Raw genomic sequence first — 20,756 nt, forward strand, 5'->3', positions numbered from 1 at the left:
TGCGCGTCCACAACGCAGGTCAGGCCTGGCGCAGCCCTTCCTCGAGCGCGACCCACGCGAGCATCGCGCACTTCACGCGCGCGGTGTACTTCGACACCCCCGACAGTGCGGCGGCGTCGGCGAACGTCTCTTCGTCGAGCGCGATCTTGCCGCGCGAGCGCATCGCCTCGCGGAAGCCGGAGATCAACGCCGAGGCGTCGGCGGTCGGCATCCCCTCGTCACCGCCGTCTTCCTGCAGCAGGGCGACGAGCATGGATGCCGACGACTGCGAGATCGAGCATCCCGCGCCCTCCCAGGTGACGGATGCCACGCGGTCGCCGTCGACGTCGACGCGGAGCGTGATCTCATCGCCGCAGATGGGGTTGCGCTGGTGCACCGTGGCGCTGTGCGCGCCCGGTTCGGCGAGGCCGAAGCCGCGACGGTTCTTCGCGTGGTCGAGGATCAGCTCCTGGTACAGCGACTCCAGCCCGCTCACGCGCGTGCTCCCGCCGTGCTCGCGCCGACGCCGAAGAAGCCGCGAACGCCCGAGACGGCGTCGAGGAACGTGTCGATCTCCTCTTCGGTCGTGTGGATCGCCGCGCTCGCGCGCACCGACGCCGTCAGGCCGAACCGGCGGTGCAGCGGCTGTGCGCAGTGGTGCCCGACACGAACGGCCACGCCGCGGGAGTCGAGGAACTGGCCCACGTCGTGCGCGTGCACGCCGTCGACCGCGAAGGCCTGCAGGGCGATGCGCTCGGCGGCATCCGTGTCTCCGAGCAGGCGGATGCCGTCGATCGAACGGAGCCCCTCGCGCATGCGCGTTTCGAGCAGGGCCTCGTGCGCTCGTGCGGCGTCGAGATCGTGTCCGCCGAGCCACCGCACCGCGGCGGCCAAAGCCACGGCCTGCGACACCGGCTGCGTGCCCGCCTCGAAGCGCTGCGGCGGCGGGAGGTATTCAGCCTTGTCGAGGCTGACGGTGGTGATCATCGACCCGCCGGTGGTGAAGGGCGGCAGCGCCTCGAGCACCTCGTCGCGGCCCCACAGGGCTCCGATGCCGTAGGGCCCGTAGATCTTGTGTCCCGAGAAGACGGCGAGGTCGACCCCGGATGCCGGCAGGTCGAGCGCGAGGTGCGGAGCCGACTGGCACGCGTCGAGCACCGTCAGCGCGCCGACGCCGCGGGCGAGGGTGACGAGCTTCGCGACGGGGTTCACGATGCCGAGCACGTTCGAGACGTGCGGGAACGCCACGACCTTGGTGCGCTCGCCGATGAGGTCGGCTGCGGCGTGCATGTCGAGCATGCCGTCGTCGAGGACGGGGATGTGGCGCAGTCGCGCGCCCGTGCGCGCGGCGAGCTCTTGCCACGGGATGAGGTTGGCGTGGTGCTCGGCCTCGGTCACGACGATCTCGTCGCCCTCGCCCAGGCGCCCCGCGTAGCCGAGGGAACCGGCGATCAGATTCAGGCCGCCGGTCGCTCCCGAGGTCCACACCAGCTGCTCGGGCTCGGCGCCCACGAACTCGGCGACGGTGATCCGTGCGTCTTCGAACAGCTCGGTCGCGTCGGCCGCGAGCGTGTGCGCACCGCGGTGCACGGCGGAGTTCGCGCGCTCGAGGAACTCGCGCTCGGCATCCAGCACGGCACGGGGCTTCTGGCTGGTCGCTCCCGAGTCGAGGTACACGAGGGGCTGGCCGTCGATCTCGGTCTCGAGGATCGGGAAGTCGGCACGCACGGCGGCGACGTCGAAGGGGAGTGTCACCCCTCCAGGCTACGGCGCGTCGGGTGGGTGCGGGGTGTCGTGCTCGAGGCTGCCGGTCGCCTCGCCTGCGCGGAGATGTTCCGCCCGTGAGACTGCGTATCGCCGACATCGCTGTTGCACCGCGCGGCTGCCTCGTCAGCGAGACGCCGTCTCGGTGCCGCCGAGCGCGCGATCCCCCGCCGGTGGGCGCGCGAAGAGAAGCTCGACGCGCGGAAGCCCGGCGCGCGGAGACGCCGCGACTCTCGGGCCGGGTGACGTCGGGGCCGCCCCGGGTGAGAACCGGAGCGCGGGAGGGCAGGGGGAGGCGGATCCCCACAGGATGGAGGTCGGTGTCGTGGGCGGGGCGTCATCGAGTCGTCCCGCGCGTCCCGAAGCGAAGGGTGAATCCGTGAGAGATCGAGAATCCACAACCGACTCAGACGGTCGCGCGAGAGACCTCTCCCGCCGGACGGCCATCGGCGCAGCTGCCCTCTCGGTGCCCGCCATCGTCATGGTGGCCGCCACGCCGGCTTTCGCCGGGTCGACCGACCGGAGGATCACCATCACGTTGGCCCCGACCGCGGTGCGCGTGAGCGAGTCATCGTCGGTCACCGTCCGGGTGACGAATGCCGCGGGGGCGCCGTTGGCCGGTCAGGCGGTGTCTCTTTCGGCGTCGAGCGGTGTGACGCTCGGGCCGTCGAGCGGTCTCACCGACGGCTCGGGAACCTTCACGACCAGGGTCACCCCGTCAACCGCCGAGGGCACGTCGACCATCACCGCCGTCTCGCCCGGCGCGGGTGGAACGGTCTCGGCCGCGGCCACGCTGGCCTACGGCGCCCCCGTACTCGAGGTGCGTTTCAGTCCCGATCCGGGTAAGGGTGGGACGCGATCGGCGGTGATGGCAACCCTGACCATCCACTCGGTCGCGGTGGAGGGCAGCACGATCTCGATCTCATCGTCAGAGCCGCGCCTCGTCTTCAGCCCCTCCATCGGAACGACCGATGCCGCCGGGACGTTCAGCTCGTCCTTCGTGCCGTTCCCCAGCGGCACTCCGCGATCGGCCGACATATTTGCCTGGAGCCTGGACTACGGTACGGCGGTCACGGTCCGCTACGTGTGGCTCACCCCCTCGAACTGAGACATGACGTCAGCCCGGTGCACGGGCCGGTTCCGGGCAGGACGTGCCCCCTACCTCGTCAGCGAGACGCCGTCTCGGTGCCGCCGAGCGCGCGAGACGCGTGAGAATCGCGTCGGCGGCCGCATGGGAACCGTCAGCGTGACGCATCCCGGGGAGGTCGCCGCGTAGACCGGATGCCATGACCCTCACGGCCCTGATCCCCACCCTCCGATCCAGCATCCCGGCGCCCTTCGATCCCGCGGCGTGGCCCGCGGGATCCCTGCCCACCCTCGACGACGTCACGGTGCGGGCGATGTCGGTCGGCCGGTACGCCGACATCTGCGGCACGCCCTGCGTGTGCACGGGCCCGGCCGTCATCCCGGCGTCGGGTGGGGTGGCGTCCGCGACGCTGTCGACGACGGTGATCGTGGCGACGGTGGTGGATGCCACCCCCGACACACTGAGACTCGACGCGTGCGCCGCAGGACTCGACGTGGTGTGGCGCGAAGCGCGACTGCTCGGCCGGGTGTCGCACGCCTACGACGAGCCCTTCGCGGTCATCGACGCGCACGGCAGCGAGGCGCGCGCCACGGTCGTGCTCCCCGGAGATGTCCGAGTGGGTGATCGCATCGCCGTCCCCTGCCCCGGGTGCCACACCCTCGGGGAGGTGCGTTGATGCTGCTCCACTCGATCGTCTACGCCTGCCGCTGCGCACGCGTGCAGGCGGAGTTCGATACCTGCGCCGATGACGACCCCGCACCTCTCGCGCCCATCTCGTGAGTCGCGCGGACGTCGCCGCCGACGCGGAGCCGCCCTCGGCCGGTGTGGAGGTGATCAGGCGAGCCGCGGTCGTTCGCGAGAGGTCTGCCATCGACGGTGGGGCCGGTCGGCCGGGAGGTCGTCGAACGTCATCGCGGGTGCCGGAATGGGAATAGTGGCATGTGAAGATGTGATTCTCAGTATTTGTTTGTGCTTGCACTTCATCGGTGAACATGCCGGAATTCAGGAATTCGGCATTTCTTGACATCGTGGCAGAAAGGAAATTCCGCCGCAATTCGGGCGCACTAATATGCCCGGATGACCGACATGAGCCGTGAATATCAGACGCCCTCGCTCGAAATTCTCATGCGCATCCACGGGTGGCGCGCCCGGCGGCAGGGCGACGGATGGGAGATCGGTCCGCGGGCCAGCCCCGTCTGCGTCCGACCGGGGGCGAAGGGGGCATTCGAATTGGTCGTCGACGGTGAGGCCCTCGCCCTGCCCGATGAGCCCGCGGTCATCGATTTCCTCTCGCAGGTCGCGCTGAGCCGCGCACTCGAGGGCTCGCCGCCGCAGTGAACGGGACGACGCGCCTGCCGGTCGGGGTGACGCGGTCGCGCACGATGCGGCGTCGCGGGAGGGTCTTCGTCGGGCGAGGTCGCGTCGAGTCGAGGTGACGCGGGGGAGCAATCTCTGCACGAGAGACGCCGGGCGGGGTGCGCCTTCTCTGTCACCGGGGTCGCGTGGCAGCCGCGTCGACATTGCGCCGACTCGCAGCCGGGCTCGGCGCCCACCGGTCATGAGCAGGCGCGAGGACGCGGAATTTCTCCGCGGGACGAACACATATATGTTCTGGGTCCCGATTCGGACGTGAGTGAAGATGAAGAGTTAACGTTCGTTCAGCAACCGGGGCTGCCGTGACTAGACCCTCCGTCGGATCCGAGCATGAGATTCTTTGCGCACGTCTTTCGCGCAATCTCGCCATCGAAGTACATAATGCGCGTAACAGTTTGGGGTATTCCCAAGAAGAGGCTGCGCTGAGGGCGGGGATCGCGCCTCCGGCACTCGGTCGAATCGAGCGCGCACGCTTCTCGCACTACCCCTGGGCGAATCCCACGTTGGAAACGCTCGTTCGCCTGCACTCGTCGTTCCAGATCGATCCCCTCCGCTGGATTCGGAGCCTTTCCGACGACTAGATCTCGTCTACTCGGCCGCGCCGCGCGCGCCGCGCATGTTCGCGCACAGCGCTCGGAGCTCCCTTTCTCGAGGTGACGCCTTCTTTCCGACCGGTGGCTCGCAGAGGCAGACGAGCGACGCTGTCGCCGATCACTGGTGGACGATCTCGCGGTCCGGCGGACCGACGATCCTTCCGTACGTGAGGCGGAGCGCGGCGCAGCGTGACGGGCGCGGAGTGCGCCGTCACACGACGAGCCGATACCCCATCCCCTGCTCCGTGAGCAGGTGCACCGGGTTCGACGGGTCGGCTTCGAGCTTCTTGCGCAGTTGCGACATGTACAGGCGCAGGTATCCGGAGTCGGCGACCTGCTCGCTGGCCCAGATCTCTTTCAGCAGCGTCTGCCGGGTGATGAGCGAGCCCGGGTTGCGGGCCAGGAATTCCAGCATCCGCCACTCCGTCGGTGTCAGGTGCACACGCATTCCCTCCCGCAGCACGGCTTTGGCGGCGAGGTCCACCTCGACGCCGCCGAACCGCACGACCGACTCGCCGCTCGAGGGCACCGAGCGACGGGCGTGTACGCGCAGGCGGGCGAGCAGCTCATCGATCTGGAAGGGCTTGGTCACGTAATCGTCGGCGCCGGCGTCGAGGGCCTCGACCTTATCGGCCGAGCCCGTGCGGCCCGAGACGACGATGATCGGCGCGGTCGTCCAGCCGCGAAGCGCCTCGATCACCTGCACGCCGTCGAGGTGCGGCATCCCGAGGTCGAGCAGCACGATGTCGGGATGCGATTGAGCGGCGAGCGTGATGGCCGCGGCACCGTCGGCCGCGGCGACGACGTCGTACCCGTGGGCGGCGAGGGTGATGCGCAGGGCGCGCACGAGCTGCGGATCGTCGTCGGCGATGAGGATCTTCACGGGGCGTCCTCTCGGGTTTCGGATGCCGCGGGCCGCGCCGCGGGGAGGGACGGGGGTCGTCCGGAGGTCGCGGGCGTGGATGCCAGGGGGCGGGCGCTCGCCGCGGGCGCGGACTCGACGAGGCCGGTGTACGGATCATCGGCGGGAGTGTCGTCCGAGACGGGGAGGGCGATCACCATCGTGAGCCCACCGCCGGGGGTGTCTTCGGGCGTCAGCGTTCCGCCCATGCCCTCGGCGAATCCGCGCGACAGGGCGAGGCCCAGCCCCAGGCCGGCGGTGTTGTCGGTGTCGCCGAGGCGCTGGAACGGCGAGAACATGTCTTCGCGCCGCTCGGCGGCGATGCCGGGGCCGTGATCGATCACGCGGATCTCGGCGGTGCCACCCAGGCGGCTCGTCGCGATGCGCACGCGCCGCCCCGAGGGTGTGTACCGCTCCGCGTTCGTCAGCACGTTGACCAGCACGCGCTGCAGCAGCACCGCGTCGGCATGGAGCGCCGGCAGGTCGGGATCGAGCGCGAGCTCGACGGCATCCGGTCCGAGGTGGAGTTCGTCGAGCGCGCTGAGCACGACGCCGGCGGCATCCACCTCCGTCAGCGACACCGCGAGCACTCCGGCCTGCACGCGGCTCACGTCGAGCAGGTCGGTCACGAGCACCGACAGGGTCGCGAGACTCTCGTCGGCGGTCTCGAGGAGTTCGCGGCGGTCGTCGTCCGAGAGGTTGTCGCCCGCGGCCCGGAGTCCTCCGAGCGAGGCGACGGCGGCGGCGAGCGGGCGGCGCAGATCGTGGCTGACGGCCGAGAGCAGGGCGCTTCGCACCTGATCGGTCTCGGCCAGGGCGCCCGCCTCGGCAGCGGTCTCGGCCAGGTCGGTGCGTTCGAGGGAGGCCGCCAGCTGCGCGACGACCACGTCGAGCAGGCGGCGCTCGCTCGCGTCGAGGTCGCGACCGTGCAGCTCGAGCACCGCCCGGTCGACACCCACCGGCACGGTGGTCGACCGTTCGTCGCGCACCGGCTCGCCGTCGGTGGCGATGACGTGACCGTCGGCGGTGATCAGGCGCACGCCCGCGAGACCGAACGCCTCGCGCGCGCGGCTGATCAGGGCGGGAACCGCGCTCTCGCCGCGCAGCACGCTGCCGGCGACCGTCGCCAGAAGCTCCGCCTCGGCCGAGGCGCGGCGGGCGGCGCGGGCGCGGCGGGCGGCCTGGTCGACCACGACGCTCACCAGCATGGCGATGATCACATAGAGAACGAGGGCGATCGCGTGCACGGGATCGCTGATGGTGACGGTGTAGAGCGGCGCGATGAAGAGGAAGTCGAGGGTCACGCCCGACAGCACCGCGGCGAACACCGCCGGCCAGATGCCGCCGATCAGCGCGACGACGACGACGAGCAGCTGATACGCCAGGACGTCGGTGGTGATCGAGTCGTCGGAACCGGTCGAGAGGAGGAGCAGCGAGATGAGGGGGCCGCCGACGAGGGCGGTGACGAAGCCCAGGATGCGACGCTTCGCGCTGAGCGCCGGGCCGGTCAGACGGGGGAGGGCGAACCGCCCGCCGGCGCGCGCGTGGTTGACGATGTGCACGTCGATGTCGCCGGAGGCGCGGATGACGGTGGCGCCGATGCCGGGACCGGTGAGGGCCGCGGCGACACGGCCGCGGCGGCTCACGCCGATCACGAGCTGCGAGGCGTTGACCGATCGGGCGAACTCGACCAGAGCGGTGGCGGGGTCTTCGCCGACCACCTGGTGGTAGGTGCCGCCGAGGGTCTCGACGAGGGCGCGCTGCTCGGCGAGGGCGCCGGGGGTGCTCGTGCGCAGGCCGTCCTGCGTCGACACGTGCACGGCGAGCAGCTCGCCGCCCGATGACCGCGCGGCGATGCGGGCGCCGCGGCGCAGCAGCGTCTCCCCCTCGGGGCCGCCGGTGAGGGCCACGACCACGCGCTCGCGCGCCTGCCACGAGCCCTCGATCCCGTGCTCGGAGCGATACCGCTGCAGGGCGGAGTCGACCTCGTCGGCCAGCCACAGCAGCGCGAGTTCGCGGAGCGCCGTGAGGTTGCCGAGGCGGAAGTAGTTCGACAGCGCCGCATCGATGCGCTCGGCGGGGTAGACCGAACCCGCCGCGAGCCGGTCGCGCAGCGACTGCGGCGTCAGGTCGACGACCTCGATCTGGTCGGCGGCGCGCACCACGGCATCCGGGACCGTCTCGCGCTGCACGACACCGGTGATCTTCTCGACGACGCCGCCCAGTGACTCGATGTGCTGCACGTTGACGGTCGTGATGACGTCGATGCCCGCGGCGAGCAGCTCGTCGACATCCAGCCAGCGCTTGTCGTTGCGCGAGCCGGGGGCATTGGTGTGCGCGAGCTCGTCGACGAGGGCGATGCTCGGATGCCGTTCGAGCACGGCATCCAGGTCCATCTCGTCGAGCGCGACCCCACGGTGGGCGACATCGCGGCGCGGCACGACCTCGAGGCCCTCGGCCTGGGCTGCGGTCGCGGCACGCCCGTGCGTCTCGACGATCGCGACGACGACGTCGCGGCCCTCGTCGCGAAGACGGCGCCCTTCTTCGAGCATCTCGTACGTCTTGCCGACCCCCGGCGCCATGCCCAGCAGCACGCGCAGGCGCCCGCGCTTCACGCGACGCTCCGCTCGGCCCCTGAGCCCGCACCGACCCGCGTCGCCCCGTTGAGCGTCCAAGACACGCCGCTTCGCATCTGGGCGTGCGGCGTGTTCTGGACGCTCGACGGTGCGAGGGTCCGCTGGAACGCCGAGCCCGCGTGCACCCTCGACGGGGGCGCCGCCGCCTGCGCGCGAACCCGCCGCCGCGCGAGGAGCGCGACGGCGGCGAGGGACGCGACGTGAGCCATGTCAGCGATTCTCGTCGCTCAGCGCGCGTCGAGGGCGCGGTTGAGCTCGAGCACGTTCACCCGCGGGTCGCCGAGATAACCCAGATCGCGCGGCTGGGTGTGCTCCGCCACGAGCGCCGACACGTCGGAGACCGGGATGCCACGGGCCTCGGCGACCCGCGCGACCTGACGTTCGGCGGTGGCGACGGAGATGTCGGGGTCGAGGCCCGAGCCCGAGGCAGTGACGGCATCGGCCGGGATCGCGCCGGAGCCGTTCAGGGCGTCGAAGGTGGCTTTGCGCTCCTCGATCTCAGCGATGAGGTCGTCGTTCTCGGGACCCCAATTCGTCCCGCTCGAGGCGGCGGAGTCGTAGCCGTCGCCGGCGGCCGAGGGACGCGATTGGAAGTACTGCGGCAGGGCGTTGCCGTCGGCATCCGCGAAGGACTGCCCGAGCAGCTGCGAGCCGACGACCTGACCGTCAGCCGAGCGGACCAGCGATCCGTTGGCCTGGAAGGGCAGGGCGACCTGTCCGACCGCGGTGATCAACAGCATGTAACCGACACCGAGCAGGGCGGTGAAGAGGAGCATCGCGCGGGCGGCGACGCCGGCGGTACGCAGGGTGGTGCGCATGACGGGGGCCTTTCAGAAGCCGGGGAAGAGGCCCACGACGAGGTCGATGAGCTTGATACCGATGAAGGGGACGATGACGCCGCCGAGCCCGTAGACGAGCAGGTTGCGGCTGAGGATGCTCGACGCGCTCGCTGCGCGGTACTTCACGCCGCGCAGCGCCAGTGGGATCAGCACGATGATCACGATCGCGTTGAAGACGATCGCACTGAGCACCGCCGAGGCGGGCGATGACAGCTGCATGACGTTCAGCACCGCCAAGCCCGGGAACACCCCCATGAACATGGCCGGGATGATCGCGAAATACTTCGCGATGTCGTTCGCGAGCGAGAACGTCGTGAGCGCGCCGCGCGTGATCAGCAGCTGCTTGCCGATGCGCACGATGTCGATGAGCTTGGTCGGGTCGGAGTCGAGGTCGACCATGTTGCCGGCCTCCTTCGCGGCCGAGGTGCCCGTGTTCATCGCCACGCCCACGTCGGCCTGCGCCAGCGCCGGGGCGTCGTTCGTGCCGTCCCCGGTCATCGCGACGAGGTTGCCGCCCTCCTGCTCGCGCTGGATGAGGGCGAGCTTGTCTTTGGGCGTGGCCTCGGCGAGGAAGTCGTCGACGCCCGCCTCTGCGGCGATGGCTTTCGCGGTCAGGGGGTTGTCGCCCGTGATCATCACGGTGCGGATACCCATCGCCCGGAGCTCCCCGAAACGCTCACGGAGGCCGTCTTTGACGATGTCCTTCAGATGGATGACGCCGAGGATGCGGCCTGTGGCCCCCGACAGGGTTGCGACGACGAGCGGGGTGCCTCCGGACTGCGCAATGGCATCCGTCTCGGTCGTGAGCTGCGCGCGCAGTGCCGCGCCGACGGGGGTTCCCGTGCTCTCGAGCCAGGCGAGTACGGCGGAGCTCGCGCCCTTTCGCACCTGGGTGCCGTCGACGAGGTCGAGGCCGCTCATGCGGGTCTGCGCGGTGAAGGGCACCGATTCCGCGCCGCGGGGCATCTCGGCGACGATGCCCTGCGATGCCGCGAGCTCGACCACCGAGACGCCCTCGGGCGTGGGGTCGGCCTGCGACGACAGTGAGGCGAACTCGGCCAGTTCCGGAGCGCCGACGCCCTTCATCGGCACGAAGGCCGAGGCGCGGCGGTTGCCGTAGGTGATGGTGCCGGTCTTGTCGAGCAGCAGGGTGGTGACGTCCCCCGCGGCCTCGACCGCGCGGCCCGACATCGCCAGCACGTTCCTCTGGACGAGCCGGTCCATGCCCGCGATGCCGATGGCGCTCAGCAGCGCGCCGATGGTCGTGGGGATGAGGCACACGAGCAGCGCGACGAGCACGGGGATCGACACGGGCGAGGCCGCGTACGAGGCGATCGGGTTGAGCACGAGCACCACGATCACGAACACGATCGACAGGCTCGCCAGCAGGATGTTCAGCGCGATCTCGTTCGGCGTCCGCTGGCGCGAGGCGCCCTCGACGAGCGCGATCATGCGGTCGACGAAGGTCTCGCCCGGCTGGGAGGTGACCTTCACCACGATACGGTCGCTCAGCACGCGGGTTCCGCCGGTGACGGCGCTGCGGTCGCCACCGGACTCACGAACGACCGGCGCCGACTCGCCCGTGATGGCCGATTCGTCGACAGTGGCGATGCCGTTGACGATGTCGCCGTCTCCGGGGATGAGCTCGCCCGTCTCGACCAGCACGACGTCGCCGACGCGCAGGTCGCCCGAGGGCACATCCTCGGTCGTGGCACGGGATGCCGAGGGGTCCTCGGGAGAGTACGAGACGACGCGGCGGGCCGAGGTGGTCGTGCGGGTCTTGCGCAGGGTCGCCGCCTGCGCCTTGCCACGGCCCTCGGCGACGGCCTCTGCGATGTTCGCGAAGAACACCGTGAGCCACAGCCAGACCGCGATGGCCCAGGTGAAGCCGAACGGCAGGGTCTCGGACGCTGAGCCGCCAGGGGACGCTGAGCCTGTCGATGCGTCCCCGAGGAACGGTTCGGCGATCGCGATGAGCGTGGTCAGGGCCGCGCCGACCCACACCAGGAACATCACGGGGTTGCGCCACTGGGCGGCGGGGTTGAGCTTCTTCGCGGCGCCCGGGAGAGCGGCGACGATCTGCGCGGCGCTGAACGCGCGGCGCGGGGTAGGGGTCGAGGCTTCGTCGACGGGAGCCGGAGCGTGCGTGAGCGTGGACATCAGCGGGTAAGTCCTTCAGCGAGGGGTCCGAGGGTGAGGACGGGGAAGTAGGTGAGCGCCGTGACGATCACGGCGACACCGGCGAGCAGGCCCGCGAACTGCGGGCGGTGCGTCGGCAGGGTTCCGGCGGTGGAGGGCACGGCATCCTGGGCCGCCAGGGCACCGGCCAGCGCCAGCACGAACACGATCGGCAGGAACCGGCCGAGCAGCATCGCCACGCCGAGTGCGGTGTTGAACCACGGGGTGTTGGCCGTCAGACCGGCGAAGGCGGAGCCGTTGTTGTTGGCCGCCGAGGTGAACGCGTAGAGCACTTCGCTCAGACCGTGCACCCCGGGATTCCAGATCGAGGTGCCCTCGACGTCGGCGCGGATGGCCGGGATACCGAAGCTCATCGCGGTGCCCGCGAGCACGAGCGTGGGCGTCACGAGGATGTAGAGGCTCGCGAGCTTGATCTCGCGCGGCCCGATCTTCTTGCCGAGGTACTCGGGGGTGCGACCGATGAGCAGGCCGCCGACGAACACCGCGATCACGGCAAGGATCAGCATGCCGTACAGGCCCGAGCCGACGCCGCCGGGGGCGACCTCGCCCAGCATCATGTTGATCATCGGCATCATGCCGCCGAGGGCCGTGTAGCTGTCGTGCATCGAGTTGACGGCGCCGGTGGAGGTGAGCGTGCTGGTCGAGCCGAACAGCGTCGAGCCGAAGATGCCGAACCGCACCTCCTTGCCCTCCATCGCCCCGCCCGCGAGCATCGGGGCGGTCCCGTTGCCGGCGAGCTCCGCCCAGGTGAGGAGGGCAGTGGATGCCGCGAAGATCGCGGCCATGACGCCCAGGATCGTGTAGCCCTGGCGGTTGTCGCCGACGATGCGCCCGAAGGCGCGGGGGAGTGAGAACGGGATGACGAGCATCAGGAAGATCGACAAGAGGCTCGTCCACGGGGTGGGGTTCTCGAACGGGTGGGCGGAGTTGGTGTTGAAGAACCCGCCGCCGTTGGTGCCGAGGAGCTTGATCGCCTCCTGCGAGGCGACCGGCCCACCCGGGATCGACTGGGCGGCTCCCGCGAGGGTCGTGGCATCCGTGAACCCCGTGAGGTTCTGGATGACGCCACCCGCCAGCAGCACGATCGCCGCGACGACCGCGAACGGCAGGAGCAGGCGGTAGGTGCCGCGCACGAGGTCGACCCAGAAGTTGCCGATCACGCCGCTGCGGCGGTACGCGAACCCACGGACGAGGGCCATGGCGATGGCGATGCCGACCGCGGCGCTGACGAAGTTCTGCACCGTGAGGGCGGCGAACTGCACCGTGTACCCGAGGGTGGTCTCACCCGAGTACGACTGCCAGTTGGTGTTCGTGACGAACGAGACGGCGGTGTTGAACGACAGCGCCTCGCCGGGGGCCTCGAGGCCGAGCGAGAACGGCAGCACCGCCTGCAGGCGCATGATCGCGTACACGAACACGACACCGACGAAGGAGAACAGCAGCACCGAGCGCAGGTACGCCTGCCAGGTCTGAGCGCTGCGCGCGTCGACGCCGATCAGGCGGTAAGTGACGCGCTCGACGGCGAGGTCGCGCTCGCCGGTGTAGATGCGGGCGATGTAGTCGCCGAGGGGGCGGTACGCCAGGCCCAGCGCGACGATGAGGGTGAGGCTGGTCAGGATGATGGACCAGATCGTTCCGGCGTCCATGTCAGAACTTCTCGGGGCGGACGAGGGCGACCACGAGGTAGACGACGGCGGCGACCGCGAGGACCGCGGCGAGGATCGAGAAGAAGATCATGAGCGCTCGCCCCCGTTCCGGCGTGCCGCGGGGGCGGACGGGCCGGTGGTGCGGGCGGACGAGGGGCGGGCTTCGGGACCCAGCTTCTCGACCCCCTTGGCGACGAGCGCGACCAGCGCGAAAAGCGCGACGGTCGCGGCGAGGAAGACGGCATCGAGCACGACGACTCCAGGATCGGAACAGAACCGCGGCAGGACCGCGGGCGCCGCGGGGCGGCACGTGTGTCGATACAACTCCGCCCGGGCACGGCATCCGGGCGTCCTAACGGTTTCCCTACGGGTCGCTGGCGGACGCATACGGAGTGCTCACGCCGCGGAGCTCCGGCGGGGCGGTGCGGCACGGAGCCTCGGCAGGGCGGGGCAGCACAGCTCCGGCAGGATGCCCTCGCCGTGGCCCTTACGGTCCCGGTGGTCGGGATTCGCAGGAGTTGTGCGCGAGCGGCGCCGGGTCTGTGGTTGGCGCGGGGCCGACGGGGCTTGCCGGCCGACGGCACACAACTCCTGCGTAACGCGCACGCCGTGGCCCTTACGGTCCTGGTGGGTCGGCATGCAGGAGGCGTGCGCGAGCCGACGGCTCACGCCGCGTCGGCGTGCGGCGCGAGTCGTCGCACGCGACCGCGCGCGGGCGCATCATGGAGGCATGCTCCCTTCCGACGGCCCCGGCGTGCGGGTCACCGCGCACCTGGTCATCCCGGAGTCCGAGCTGTCGTGGCGGTTCTCGCGCTCCTCGGGCCCGGGCGGGCAGGGTGTGAACACCGCGGACTCGCGCGTCGAACTGATGTGGGATGCCGCGGGCTCGGCGGTGCTGTCGCGCACGCAGCGCGAGCGGCTCGTCGACCGGCTCGGCGCCCGCCTCATCGATGGCGTGCTGACGATCGCGGCATCGGAGCACCGCGCGCAGCTGCGCAACCGCGACGCCGCCCGCGAGAGACTCGCCACGATCGTCGGCGACGCCCTGCGTCCGCCCGCGCCGCCCCGCCGCGCCACGAGGCCCACCCGCGGCTCGAAGGAGCGACGCCTGCAGGCGAAGCAGCGCCGCACCGACGTCAAGCGCATGCGCCGGCGCCCGACCGACTGACGGCCTCCGCCTTCCCGGTTGAACGTCCACAACACGCCGGTGGTTTCCGAACCCGTCGGCGTGTTGTGGACACTCAACGGGCTCGCACGGCGCCGTGAGGCGCCGCCCGAACACCGGCGTGGCCCGGACTCCGGCGCCACCTCGAACGCCTCGCCACCTCGAACGTCTCGCCGCCCGAACGCCGACGCCCCCGCCACAGGGACGGGGGCGTCGGGCGGAACTCAGGATGCCGAGCCGGGTGGCGTCTTCTTCGGGCGCGGGGCCGGGGCGTTCGCCACGGGCTGCCCACCGCGCTGCTGGCCGGGGAGGGGGCGTGAACGGCGACCGTAGATGAGCTCGGACGAGTCGAGCAGCCACGGCACCAGGTTGATCGAGACGCCGTGGATGAGCATGAGCTGGTGCGCGAGGCGGCGCGAGCGGCGGTTGTGCAGGATCGACTCCCACCAGTGCCCCACGATGTACTGCGGCAGGTAGACCGTGACGATCGCCGAGCCGTTCTTCTCGCGGTACTTCTTGATGAACGCCGACACGGGCGAGGTGTAGGCACGGTAGGGCGAGTCGATGATCACGAGGGGGATGGGTACTTCGTGCTCTGCCCAGTCCTTCTGCAGCTTGGCCGACTCCTCCTCGGTGATCGCGACGTGCACGGCGAGGGTCTTGTCATGGTTGGCGGCGAGGGCGTAGTCGATGGCCTTCGACGTGGGCTTCTGCAGACGGTTGACGAGCACGATCGCCACGTCGCCCGACGAGCCGAAGTGCACCGTGTCATCCATCTGGATCTCGTGCTCGACGTCGCGGTAGTACCGGTTCACGCCGATCATCAGTACCGCGAGGATCGGGATCGCGATGAACACGAGCCACGCTCCGTGGGTGAACTTCGTGACCGTGACGATCAGCAGCACCAGCACGGTCATGCCGGCGCCGACGGAGTTGATCCACAGGCCCGAGATCGCGGAGCGCCGCTCGATCGCCGCGGACTGCTGCTTCGCCGCTTCCGCGGGCAGCAGCTTGAACTCGCGCAGCGCGCGCCGCCAGTGCCGGACCATGCCGATCTGCCCGAGCGAGAACGATACGAAGACGCCGATGATGTACAGCTGGATCAGTGTTGTGAGGTTGGCCTGGTACACGATCAGCACGCCGATGGCGACGATGCCGAGGATGATCATGCCGTTCGAGTACACCAGGCGGTCGCCGCGGGTGTTGAGCGCCTTGGGGGCGTAGCCGTCGCGAGCGAGCACGGCGCCCAGCAGCGGGAAGCCGTTGAACGCGGTGTTGGCGGCCAGCAGCAGGACGCACGCGGTGGCGGCCTGGATGACGAAGAAGAGGACGCTGCCCGACCCGAACGTGGCGGCCGCGACCTGGGCCATGAGGCTCGGCTGCGGGTTGTTCGCGCAGTCGAAGCCGATGAGGTTGCAGGGGTTCTCGGCGTAGTGCACACCGGCGATGAGCGCGAGGGCGGTCAGGCCTGCGAACAGCAGGATCGCGATGCCGCCCATGAGGCTCAGCGTCGTCTGGGCGTTGCGGATCTTGGGCTTGCGGAACGCGGGGACGCCGTTCGACACGGCCTCCACACCCGTGAGGGCGGAACATCCGCTGGAGAACGCCCGCAGCACGAGAAGGATCAGCGCTGCCTGCGTGAGCGATTCGGCCTGCACGTCGTACTGCTGGCTGGAGGCGACGGGGGCATCGCCGGCGAGCGTCCGGGCCAGGCCCACGACGATCATCACCGCGACCGAGCCGATGAAGAGATAGGTCGGGATCGCGAAGACGCTCGACGCCTCGCGGACGCCCCGGAGGTTCACGATCACGATCAGGATGACGAAGCCGACGGCGATCTCGACGCGGAACGGGTTCAGCTCGGGAAGCGCCGAGATGATGTTGTCGACCCCGGATGCCACCGACACGGCCACCGTGAGCACGTAATCGACGAGCAGGGCCGCGGCCACGATGACGCCGGGCACCTCGCCCAGGTTCTTGCTGGCGACCTCGTAGTCGCCGCCGCCCGAGGGGTAGGCCTTGATGAGCTGCCGATAGCTCAGCACGACGACGGTCAGCAGCACGATGACGGCCACCGCGACCCACGGGCTGAGGGTCAACAGCGCCGTTCCGCCGATGAGCAGGATCATCAGCAGCTCCTGTGGCGCGTAGGCCACGGAAGACAGCGCGTCGGAGGCGAAGATGGGCAGAGCCATCTTCTTGGGAAGGAGCTGTTCGTCGAGTTTCTCCGAGGTGAGGGGCTCGCCGATCAGGATGCGTTTCGCGATCGGAGTCTCTTCGACGTCCCCGCGACTTTCGTCAGTCACGGCGCGCGACATTACGCCCACCGGGGGTTCTGCGCAATGTGACGCGCTCGTCGTTCACGTCATGGTCGCCGGACCGTGACCTCTGCTGATGGCGGATGCCGGCGGGCGGGGGTGGCGCCGACGGCGTGCGGGGGCGGTTTCAGGCGGCCTGAGCGGCGATGAACGCGGCGATCCCGTCGGCGCCGCCGTGGTCGTGCGCCGAGATCGTGACGACCGCGTCGCCCGTGAACACGATCAGTTGACCGTGCGCCCCGTGCAGGCGCCAGGCTCTGCCGGGGCCCTCCCATCCCGCGAGGCCGTAACGGCGGTACCCGTCGGCGGTGCCGCCCGTGTCGACCCACCCCGCGTGCATGGCATCCACCACTCCGGCCGAGACCAAGCGCCGGCCGTCGAGCATGCCGCGGTCGCGGATGAGGAGCCCGAGGCGCGCCATCTCCTCGGTGCGGAGGGCGAGGCCCTCACCGCCGAGCACGCGCCCGTTCGGGCATCTCCGCCAGGAGACGTCGGCGAGGCCGAGAGGGGCGAACAGGCGCGGGCGCAGGTACCCCTCGATGTCGCCGGTGCGCTGAGACAGGGCGTGCATGGCCGTGTACGTGCTGGCGTTGGAGTACTGGAACGTACGGCCGCGGGAGGGGCGCGAGACGAACTCGGCGGCCAGGTCGGGCCAGTCGGTCATCATCGTCTCCGACCACGGCAGGTCGATCCCGCTCGACATCGACAGCAGGTGACGCAGGGTCACGTCGTCGGCCGCGGTGCCGGGGAGGAGGCGCGCGACCGGCTCGTCGAGCGACACGAGCCCCTCATCGACGGCGATGCCCGCGGCCAGCACCGCCACCGCCTTGGCGACCGAGTGGATCTCTTCGCGCACATCGGGCGCCCACCGGTGGGTGGCGACGTCGTCGCCGACACGGACGTGCAGGCCGTGCGCGGCGAAGCCGACTTCGGCGATGTGGTTCACGAGGACGTCGCGGAGGTCGTCGGCGCGGGTCACCTGCACAGGCTACGTTTCGGCGCGGGGATCCTTCCCTAAGCTCGCGGGGTGGACAACATCCTGGGATCCGGCCTGCTCGCCGTCGTGGCGGGGGCGGTCGTCGCAGTGCTGGCGTTCATCCCCTTCGTCGCGGTCAGCTATCGCCGCCGCGGAGGGTTGACGCTCTGGCGCACGGCTCTCTGGGCAAGCGCGGCGGTGTACTTCTGGGCGATCTGGACCTACACGCTCGTGCCGGTTCCCGAGTCCGACGACTACCGGTGTCGCGGGGTGAACCTGCGGCCGTTCGAGTTCGTCGACGACATCCGCTCCGCCGTCGCCGTCTCGGGCCGCTACCTCACCGATCCCGTGGTGTTGCAGGTGGCGCTGAACGTGCTGCTGTTCCTGCCCCTGGGCTTCTTCCTGCGCGTACTCGGCGGGCGCGGCATCCTCATCGCGGGGCTGTCGGGGTTCGTGATCTCGGGGATCATCGAGACCACCCAGCTCACCGGCGTGTGGGGCATCTTCCCCTGCGCCTACCGTGTGTTCGACGTCGACGACCTCATCGTGAACACCTCGGGGGCTCTGCTGGGCTCGCTTCTCGCGTTCGCCGTCCCGGCCCAGCACCGCGGGGCGCGGAGGGCTCCGGATGCCGAGAAGCCCCGCCCGGTCACCCGTCGCCGTCGCGTCCTGGGCATCGTGTGCGACGTCGTGGGTGTCTGGCTCGTCAGCTTCGCGGTGTCCGTCGTCGTTCAGGCGGTGATCACCCTCGCTCTGGGGGAGACGGCTACCTTCTCGACCGACGAGGTCGCCTCCCTCGCGGGTACGGCCGTTTCGACAGGACTCTGGCTCCTGGTGGTGCTGGCGACGGGCCGCTCGGTCGGCGATATCGCCACGCGCGTGCGCTTCACCGACGGCGTGCTGCCCGCTTGGGTGGCTCGCCCGCTGCGGTTCCTCACGGGCGCGGGCGCGTTCGTGCTGCTCAGTGCGCTGCCTGCGCCGTGGTCGGCCGCGGCGACCGTGCTGGCGCTGGCCACGGTCGCGCTGGTGTTCGTCTGGCGCGACGGACGCGGGCTCACCGGCTGGCTGGGCCGCCGAAGGCTCGTCGACGACCGGGCCGGTGTGGTGAGCCCGACGGTCGACCGGGGAACGGTCGCGCGATGAGCAGGTCTGCCCTACGGTGACCGCATGAGAGAGCCTTTGTCTCCGGCCGATGCGCGCATCCTGGCGCTCGAGTCCGACGTCGTGCGCGGGCACGCCCTGAAGCTGCTGGTGCTCGAGCCGGGCGAGGCCCTCGACCTCGACGCGGTGCGGACGAGCGTCGCCGATCGCCTCCCGGCCTTTCCGCGCGGACGTCAGGTCGTGGTCGACGACGGCCAGGGCCCCGCCTGGGTCGAGGCGGCCGAGATTGAGGTGCAGCATCATGTGCGCAGGCACGCCGCCGCCGACCCCGCAGAGCTCCGAGCCGTCGTGGGGCGACTCATGTCGGAGCCCCTCGACCGCTCCCGGCCCCTGTGGAGCGTCGACCTGGTCGGCCCCCTCGCTGACGGACGCGAGGCGGTCGCGGTGCGCCTTCATCACGCGCTCGCCGACGGTCTCACGGCGGTGCGCTTCCTCGAGTCGGTGCTCTTCGAGCCGCACGACGCCCCGGCCCACGAGGTCGGCCTCCGCGACCCCGACGCCCGCCCGACGCGCTGGAGCGAATGGGAACGGATGCCGATGACCCTCGCCCGCGAGCTGGGGCACCCCGGCTCGCGCTCGCCGTTCGATCGCCCCCTCACCGCGCGTCGCGCACTCGCCTTCGTCGACGTCCCTCTCGCCGAGGCGCGGGCGGTCGGCGCGTCGCGCCCGGCCCACGCCACCGTGAACGACGTCCTCCTCGCCGTGATCGCCGGGGCACTGCGCCGGCGCCTCCTCCATCGCGGTCACGCGCCCCGCATGAATGCCCAGGTTCCGGTGAGCCTGCACGAGAAGGGGGAAGATGCCGCGGCATCCGGCAATCGCGACTCCTTCGTCGATGTGGGGCTGCATCTCGACGAGCCGGACGACCTGCGTCGACTCGACCTGCTGAGCGCGCAGATCCGCGCACGCAAGCACGCGCACGACGCCCGATCGCTCGACGAGCTGTTCCGTGCGCTCGCCGCGGCCGGGCCCGTCGGCGCCTTGGCGCGGGGGCTCGCCGACGATCCACGCGAGTTCGCCCTCGCCATCTCGAACGTGCCCGGCCCGCAGGTGCCGGTGGCCGTCGCGGGACGCCGGGTGGGGCACGTGTACACGTCGTCGGAGCCCGGCCCGCGGCACGCGCTGCGGGTCGCGGCGATCTCCAACGACCGGTGGCTCGGGGTCGGCTTCTGCGTCGATCCCGACGCGGTGCCCGATGTCGAACTGCTCGCTGACGCGGCGCACGACGCGTGGGAGGCGCTGCGCGCGAGCCTGTGACCACGCGGCGTGCCCGGCATCCCGTGCGCGGGTCGGTGCACCAAGGCGGGGCTTCTAGCCGACACGCCGGTGCCGGTGCCCGTGCCGGTGCCGGCACCGGGTGCCGTGTGTCGGCGTGTCGATGGTGGCGTCCGCCGTAGTGCGCGGGGCGGCTCGGCGTCGACGCCGGGCTGCCGTGTCTCGACGCCGGAGCACCACCGGCGTCGCAGGTTCTCGGGCGCCTAGGCTGGTCGCGAGGGAGTCGCATGTCGTCGAGAGCAGGGCGCGCGCAGCGCGTGGGTCGCGGTGTCGCCGCTGCCGCCGTGGCGACCTTCGTCGCGACCGTCTCGCACGCCTCGGTCGGTTCGCAGTTGCCGCCGGCGTCGAATGTCGCGCTCGCGCTGAGCCTCGCCGCACCCGTGTGCGTGCTGCTGGCCGGACGCGCGATGTCGTGGTGGCGACTGTCGGCCGCGGTGGTGCTGAGCCAGGCGTTGTTCCACGGCATCCTGACCCTCGACCTGCGCGGTGACGGCATAGCCGTCGGCGGCGCGCATCACGGGGGAGTGACCGCGCTCTTCGACGCCGCCGCCACCGCCCATCTGCCCGCGGTGCACGCGGCGCACTCGCCGTGGATGTGGGCGGCGCACGCCCTCGCCGCGGTGGTCACGATCCTCGCGCTCGGTCGCGGTGAGCGGGCCGTGCAGGCGGTCGTCCGCTTCGTCATCGCGGCCCTGTCGATGATGCGCCCCCTGCGCGGACTCGGCCCGCGGACGGATGCCGTTCCCGCGGCGCCCGCGCCGCTGCTGCTGACGACGCCGATGACGGTGTTGTCGCCGATGAGGCACCGGGGTCCGCCGCGCGCGGCGTGACACCTCACCCTCA

The 20,756-nt window shown here is 70.8% G+C and carries 20 protein-coding genes; 8 read left to right on the forward strand and 12 right to left on the reverse strand.

The annotated features are described in order from the left end of the window. Positions 1-19: 19 nt before the first annotated feature. Positions 20-475: a Fe-S cluster assembly sulfur transfer protein SufU gene (sufU, locus tag ASF76_RS03825; protein ID WP_055953097.1), complete on the reverse strand. Its 456-nt coding sequence runs from the start codon at positions 473-475 to the stop codon at positions 20-22. After that, complete coding sequence (locus ASF76_RS03830; protein ID WP_055953100.1) at positions 472-1,734, reverse strand: aminotransferase class V-fold PLP-dependent enzyme; 1,263 nt, start codon at positions 1,732-1,734, stop codon at positions 472-474. The genes sufU and ASF76_RS03830 overlap by 4 nt, the downstream gene beginning before the upstream one ends. 388 nt (positions 1,735-2,122) lie before the next feature. On the opposite strand from ASF76_RS03830, the gene ASF76_RS03835 reads away from it, so the two are divergent. From ASF76_RS03835 to ASF76_RS17720, 4 genes are all read left to right on the forward strand, one after another. Continuing rightward, positions 2,123-2,851 carry an Ig-like domain-containing protein gene (locus tag ASF76_RS03835; RefSeq protein WP_156459118.1) on the forward strand — a complete coding sequence of 243 codons (729 nt, stop codon included), beginning with the start codon at positions 2,123-2,125 and terminating at the stop codon, positions 2,849-2,851. A gap of 178 nt (positions 2,852-3,029) precedes the next feature. After that, the gene (locus ASF76_RS03840; RefSeq protein ID WP_055953106.1) at positions 3,030-3,506 is read left to right on the forward strand and encodes a hypothetical protein; all 477 of its coding nucleotides are present in this window, start codon (positions 3,030-3,032) and stop codon (positions 3,504-3,506) included. Between the two features lie 401 nt (positions 3,507-3,907). After that, positions 3,908-4,168, forward strand: a complete 261-nt coding sequence (locus tag ASF76_RS03845) for a hypothetical protein (RefSeq protein WP_156459119.1) — start codon at positions 3,908-3,910, stop codon at positions 4,166-4,168. A gap of 338 nt (positions 4,169-4,506) precedes the next feature. Further along, positions 4,507-4,785, forward strand: coding sequence for a helix-turn-helix domain-containing protein (locus ASF76_RS17720; RefSeq protein ID WP_082484825.1), 279 nt, complete (start codon positions 4,507-4,509; stop codon positions 4,783-4,785). Between the two features lie 223 nt (positions 4,786-5,008). Here the strand turns inward: ASF76_RS17720 and ASF76_RS03850 are convergent, their stop codons facing one another. Genes ASF76_RS03850 through ASF76_RS17000 form a run of 8 tightly spaced genes read right to left on the reverse strand, consistent with a single transcriptional unit; the run spans position 5,009 to position 13,270 of the window. After that, positions 5,009-5,680 (reverse strand): response regulator, encoded by a 672-nt coding sequence (locus ASF76_RS03850; protein ID WP_055953112.1) that lies wholly within the window; start codon positions 5,678-5,680, stop codon positions 5,009-5,011. Then, entirely contained in the window at positions 5,677-8,313 is a 2,637-nt protein-coding gene (locus tag ASF76_RS03855) for an ATP-binding protein (protein WP_082484826.1), read from the reverse strand. Before ASF76_RS03855 ends, ASF76_RS03850 begins: the two co-directional genes overlap by 4 nt. After that, positions 8,310-8,543, reverse strand: a complete 234-nt coding sequence (locus tag ASF76_RS03860; protein WP_055953114.1) for a hypothetical protein — start codon at positions 8,541-8,543, stop codon at positions 8,310-8,312. Before ASF76_RS03860 ends, ASF76_RS03855 begins: the two co-directional genes overlap by 4 nt. An 18-nt stretch (positions 8,544-8,561) precedes the next feature. Continuing rightward, positions 8,562-9,152 carry a potassium-transporting ATPase subunit KdpC gene (gene kdpC / locus ASF76_RS03865; RefSeq protein WP_055953118.1) on the reverse strand — a complete coding sequence of 197 codons (591 nt, stop codon included), beginning with the start codon at positions 9,150-9,152 and terminating at the stop codon, positions 8,562-8,564. A gap of 12 nt (positions 9,153-9,164) precedes the next feature. Further along, positions 9,165-11,333 (reverse strand): potassium-transporting ATPase subunit KdpB, encoded by a 2,169-nt coding sequence (gene kdpB / locus ASF76_RS03870; RefSeq protein ID WP_055953121.1) that lies wholly within the window; start codon positions 11,331-11,333, stop codon positions 9,165-9,167. Further along, positions 11,333-13,018, reverse strand: a complete 1,686-nt coding sequence (gene kdpA, locus ASF76_RS03875; protein WP_055953124.1) for a potassium-transporting ATPase subunit KdpA — start codon at positions 13,016-13,018, stop codon at positions 11,333-11,335. The genes kdpB and kdpA overlap by 1 nt, the downstream gene beginning before the upstream one ends. Before the next feature lies 1 nt (position 13,019). After that, the gene (gene kdpF / locus ASF76_RS16995) at positions 13,020-13,109 is read right to left on the reverse strand and encodes a K(+)-transporting ATPase subunit F (RefSeq protein ID WP_074696280.1); all 90 of its coding nucleotides are present in this window, start codon (positions 13,107-13,109) and stop codon (positions 13,020-13,022) included. After that, positions 13,106-13,270 carry a hypothetical protein gene (locus tag ASF76_RS17000; RefSeq protein ID WP_156459120.1) on the reverse strand — a complete coding sequence of 55 codons (165 nt, stop codon included), beginning with the start codon at positions 13,268-13,270 and terminating at the stop codon, positions 13,106-13,108. The genes kdpF and ASF76_RS17000 overlap by 4 nt, the downstream gene beginning before the upstream one ends. Before the next feature lie 478 nt (positions 13,271-13,748). Here ASF76_RS17000 and arfB point away from each other — a divergent pair, with 478 nt between their 5' ends. Then, complete coding sequence (gene arfB, locus ASF76_RS03880; protein WP_055953130.1) at positions 13,749-14,186, forward strand: alternative ribosome rescue aminoacyl-tRNA hydrolase ArfB; 438 nt, start codon at positions 13,749-13,751, stop codon at positions 14,184-14,186. A 221-nt stretch (positions 14,187-14,407) separates the two neighbouring features. Here the strand turns inward: arfB and ASF76_RS03885 are convergent, their stop codons facing one another. Then, on the reverse strand, positions 14,408-16,501 hold the full coding sequence (locus ASF76_RS03885) for an APC family permease (RefSeq protein ID WP_055953132.1): 2,094 nt from the start codon (positions 16,499-16,501) through the stop codon (positions 14,408-14,410). A gap of 127 nt (positions 16,502-16,628) precedes the next feature. Further along, positions 16,629-17,480 (reverse strand): serine hydrolase domain-containing protein, encoded by an 852-nt coding sequence (locus ASF76_RS03890; RefSeq protein ID WP_055953441.1) that lies wholly within the window; start codon positions 17,478-17,480, stop codon positions 16,629-16,631. Between the two features lie 48 nt (positions 17,481-17,528). On the opposite strand from ASF76_RS03890, the gene ASF76_RS03895 reads away from it, so the two are divergent. The 3 genes from ASF76_RS03895 (at position 17,529) to ASF76_RS03905 (ending at position 20,743) form a co-directional block, all read left to right on the forward strand. Continuing rightward, on the forward strand, positions 17,529-18,620 hold the full coding sequence (locus ASF76_RS03895) for a VanZ family protein (protein WP_055953134.1): 1,092 nt from the start codon (positions 17,529-17,531) through the stop codon (positions 18,618-18,620). A 24-nt stretch (positions 18,621-18,644) separates the two neighbouring features. Next, on the forward strand, positions 18,645-19,895 hold the full coding sequence (locus tag ASF76_RS03900) for a wax ester/triacylglycerol synthase domain-containing protein (protein WP_055953137.1): 1,251 nt from the start codon (positions 18,645-18,647) through the stop codon (positions 19,893-19,895). 245 nt (positions 19,896-20,140) lie between these two features. Further along, complete coding sequence (locus ASF76_RS03905) at positions 20,141-20,743, forward strand: hypothetical protein (RefSeq protein ID WP_055953140.1); 603 nt, start codon at positions 20,141-20,143, stop codon at positions 20,741-20,743. Positions 20,744-20,756 lie beyond the last annotated feature (13 nt).

Origin of the sequence: Microbacterium sp. Leaf151 (genome assembly GCF_001424225.1) — a bacterium.
In the GTDB taxonomy this organism is placed as follows: Bacteria; Actinomycetota; Actinomycetes; order Actinomycetales; family Microbacteriaceae; genus Microbacterium.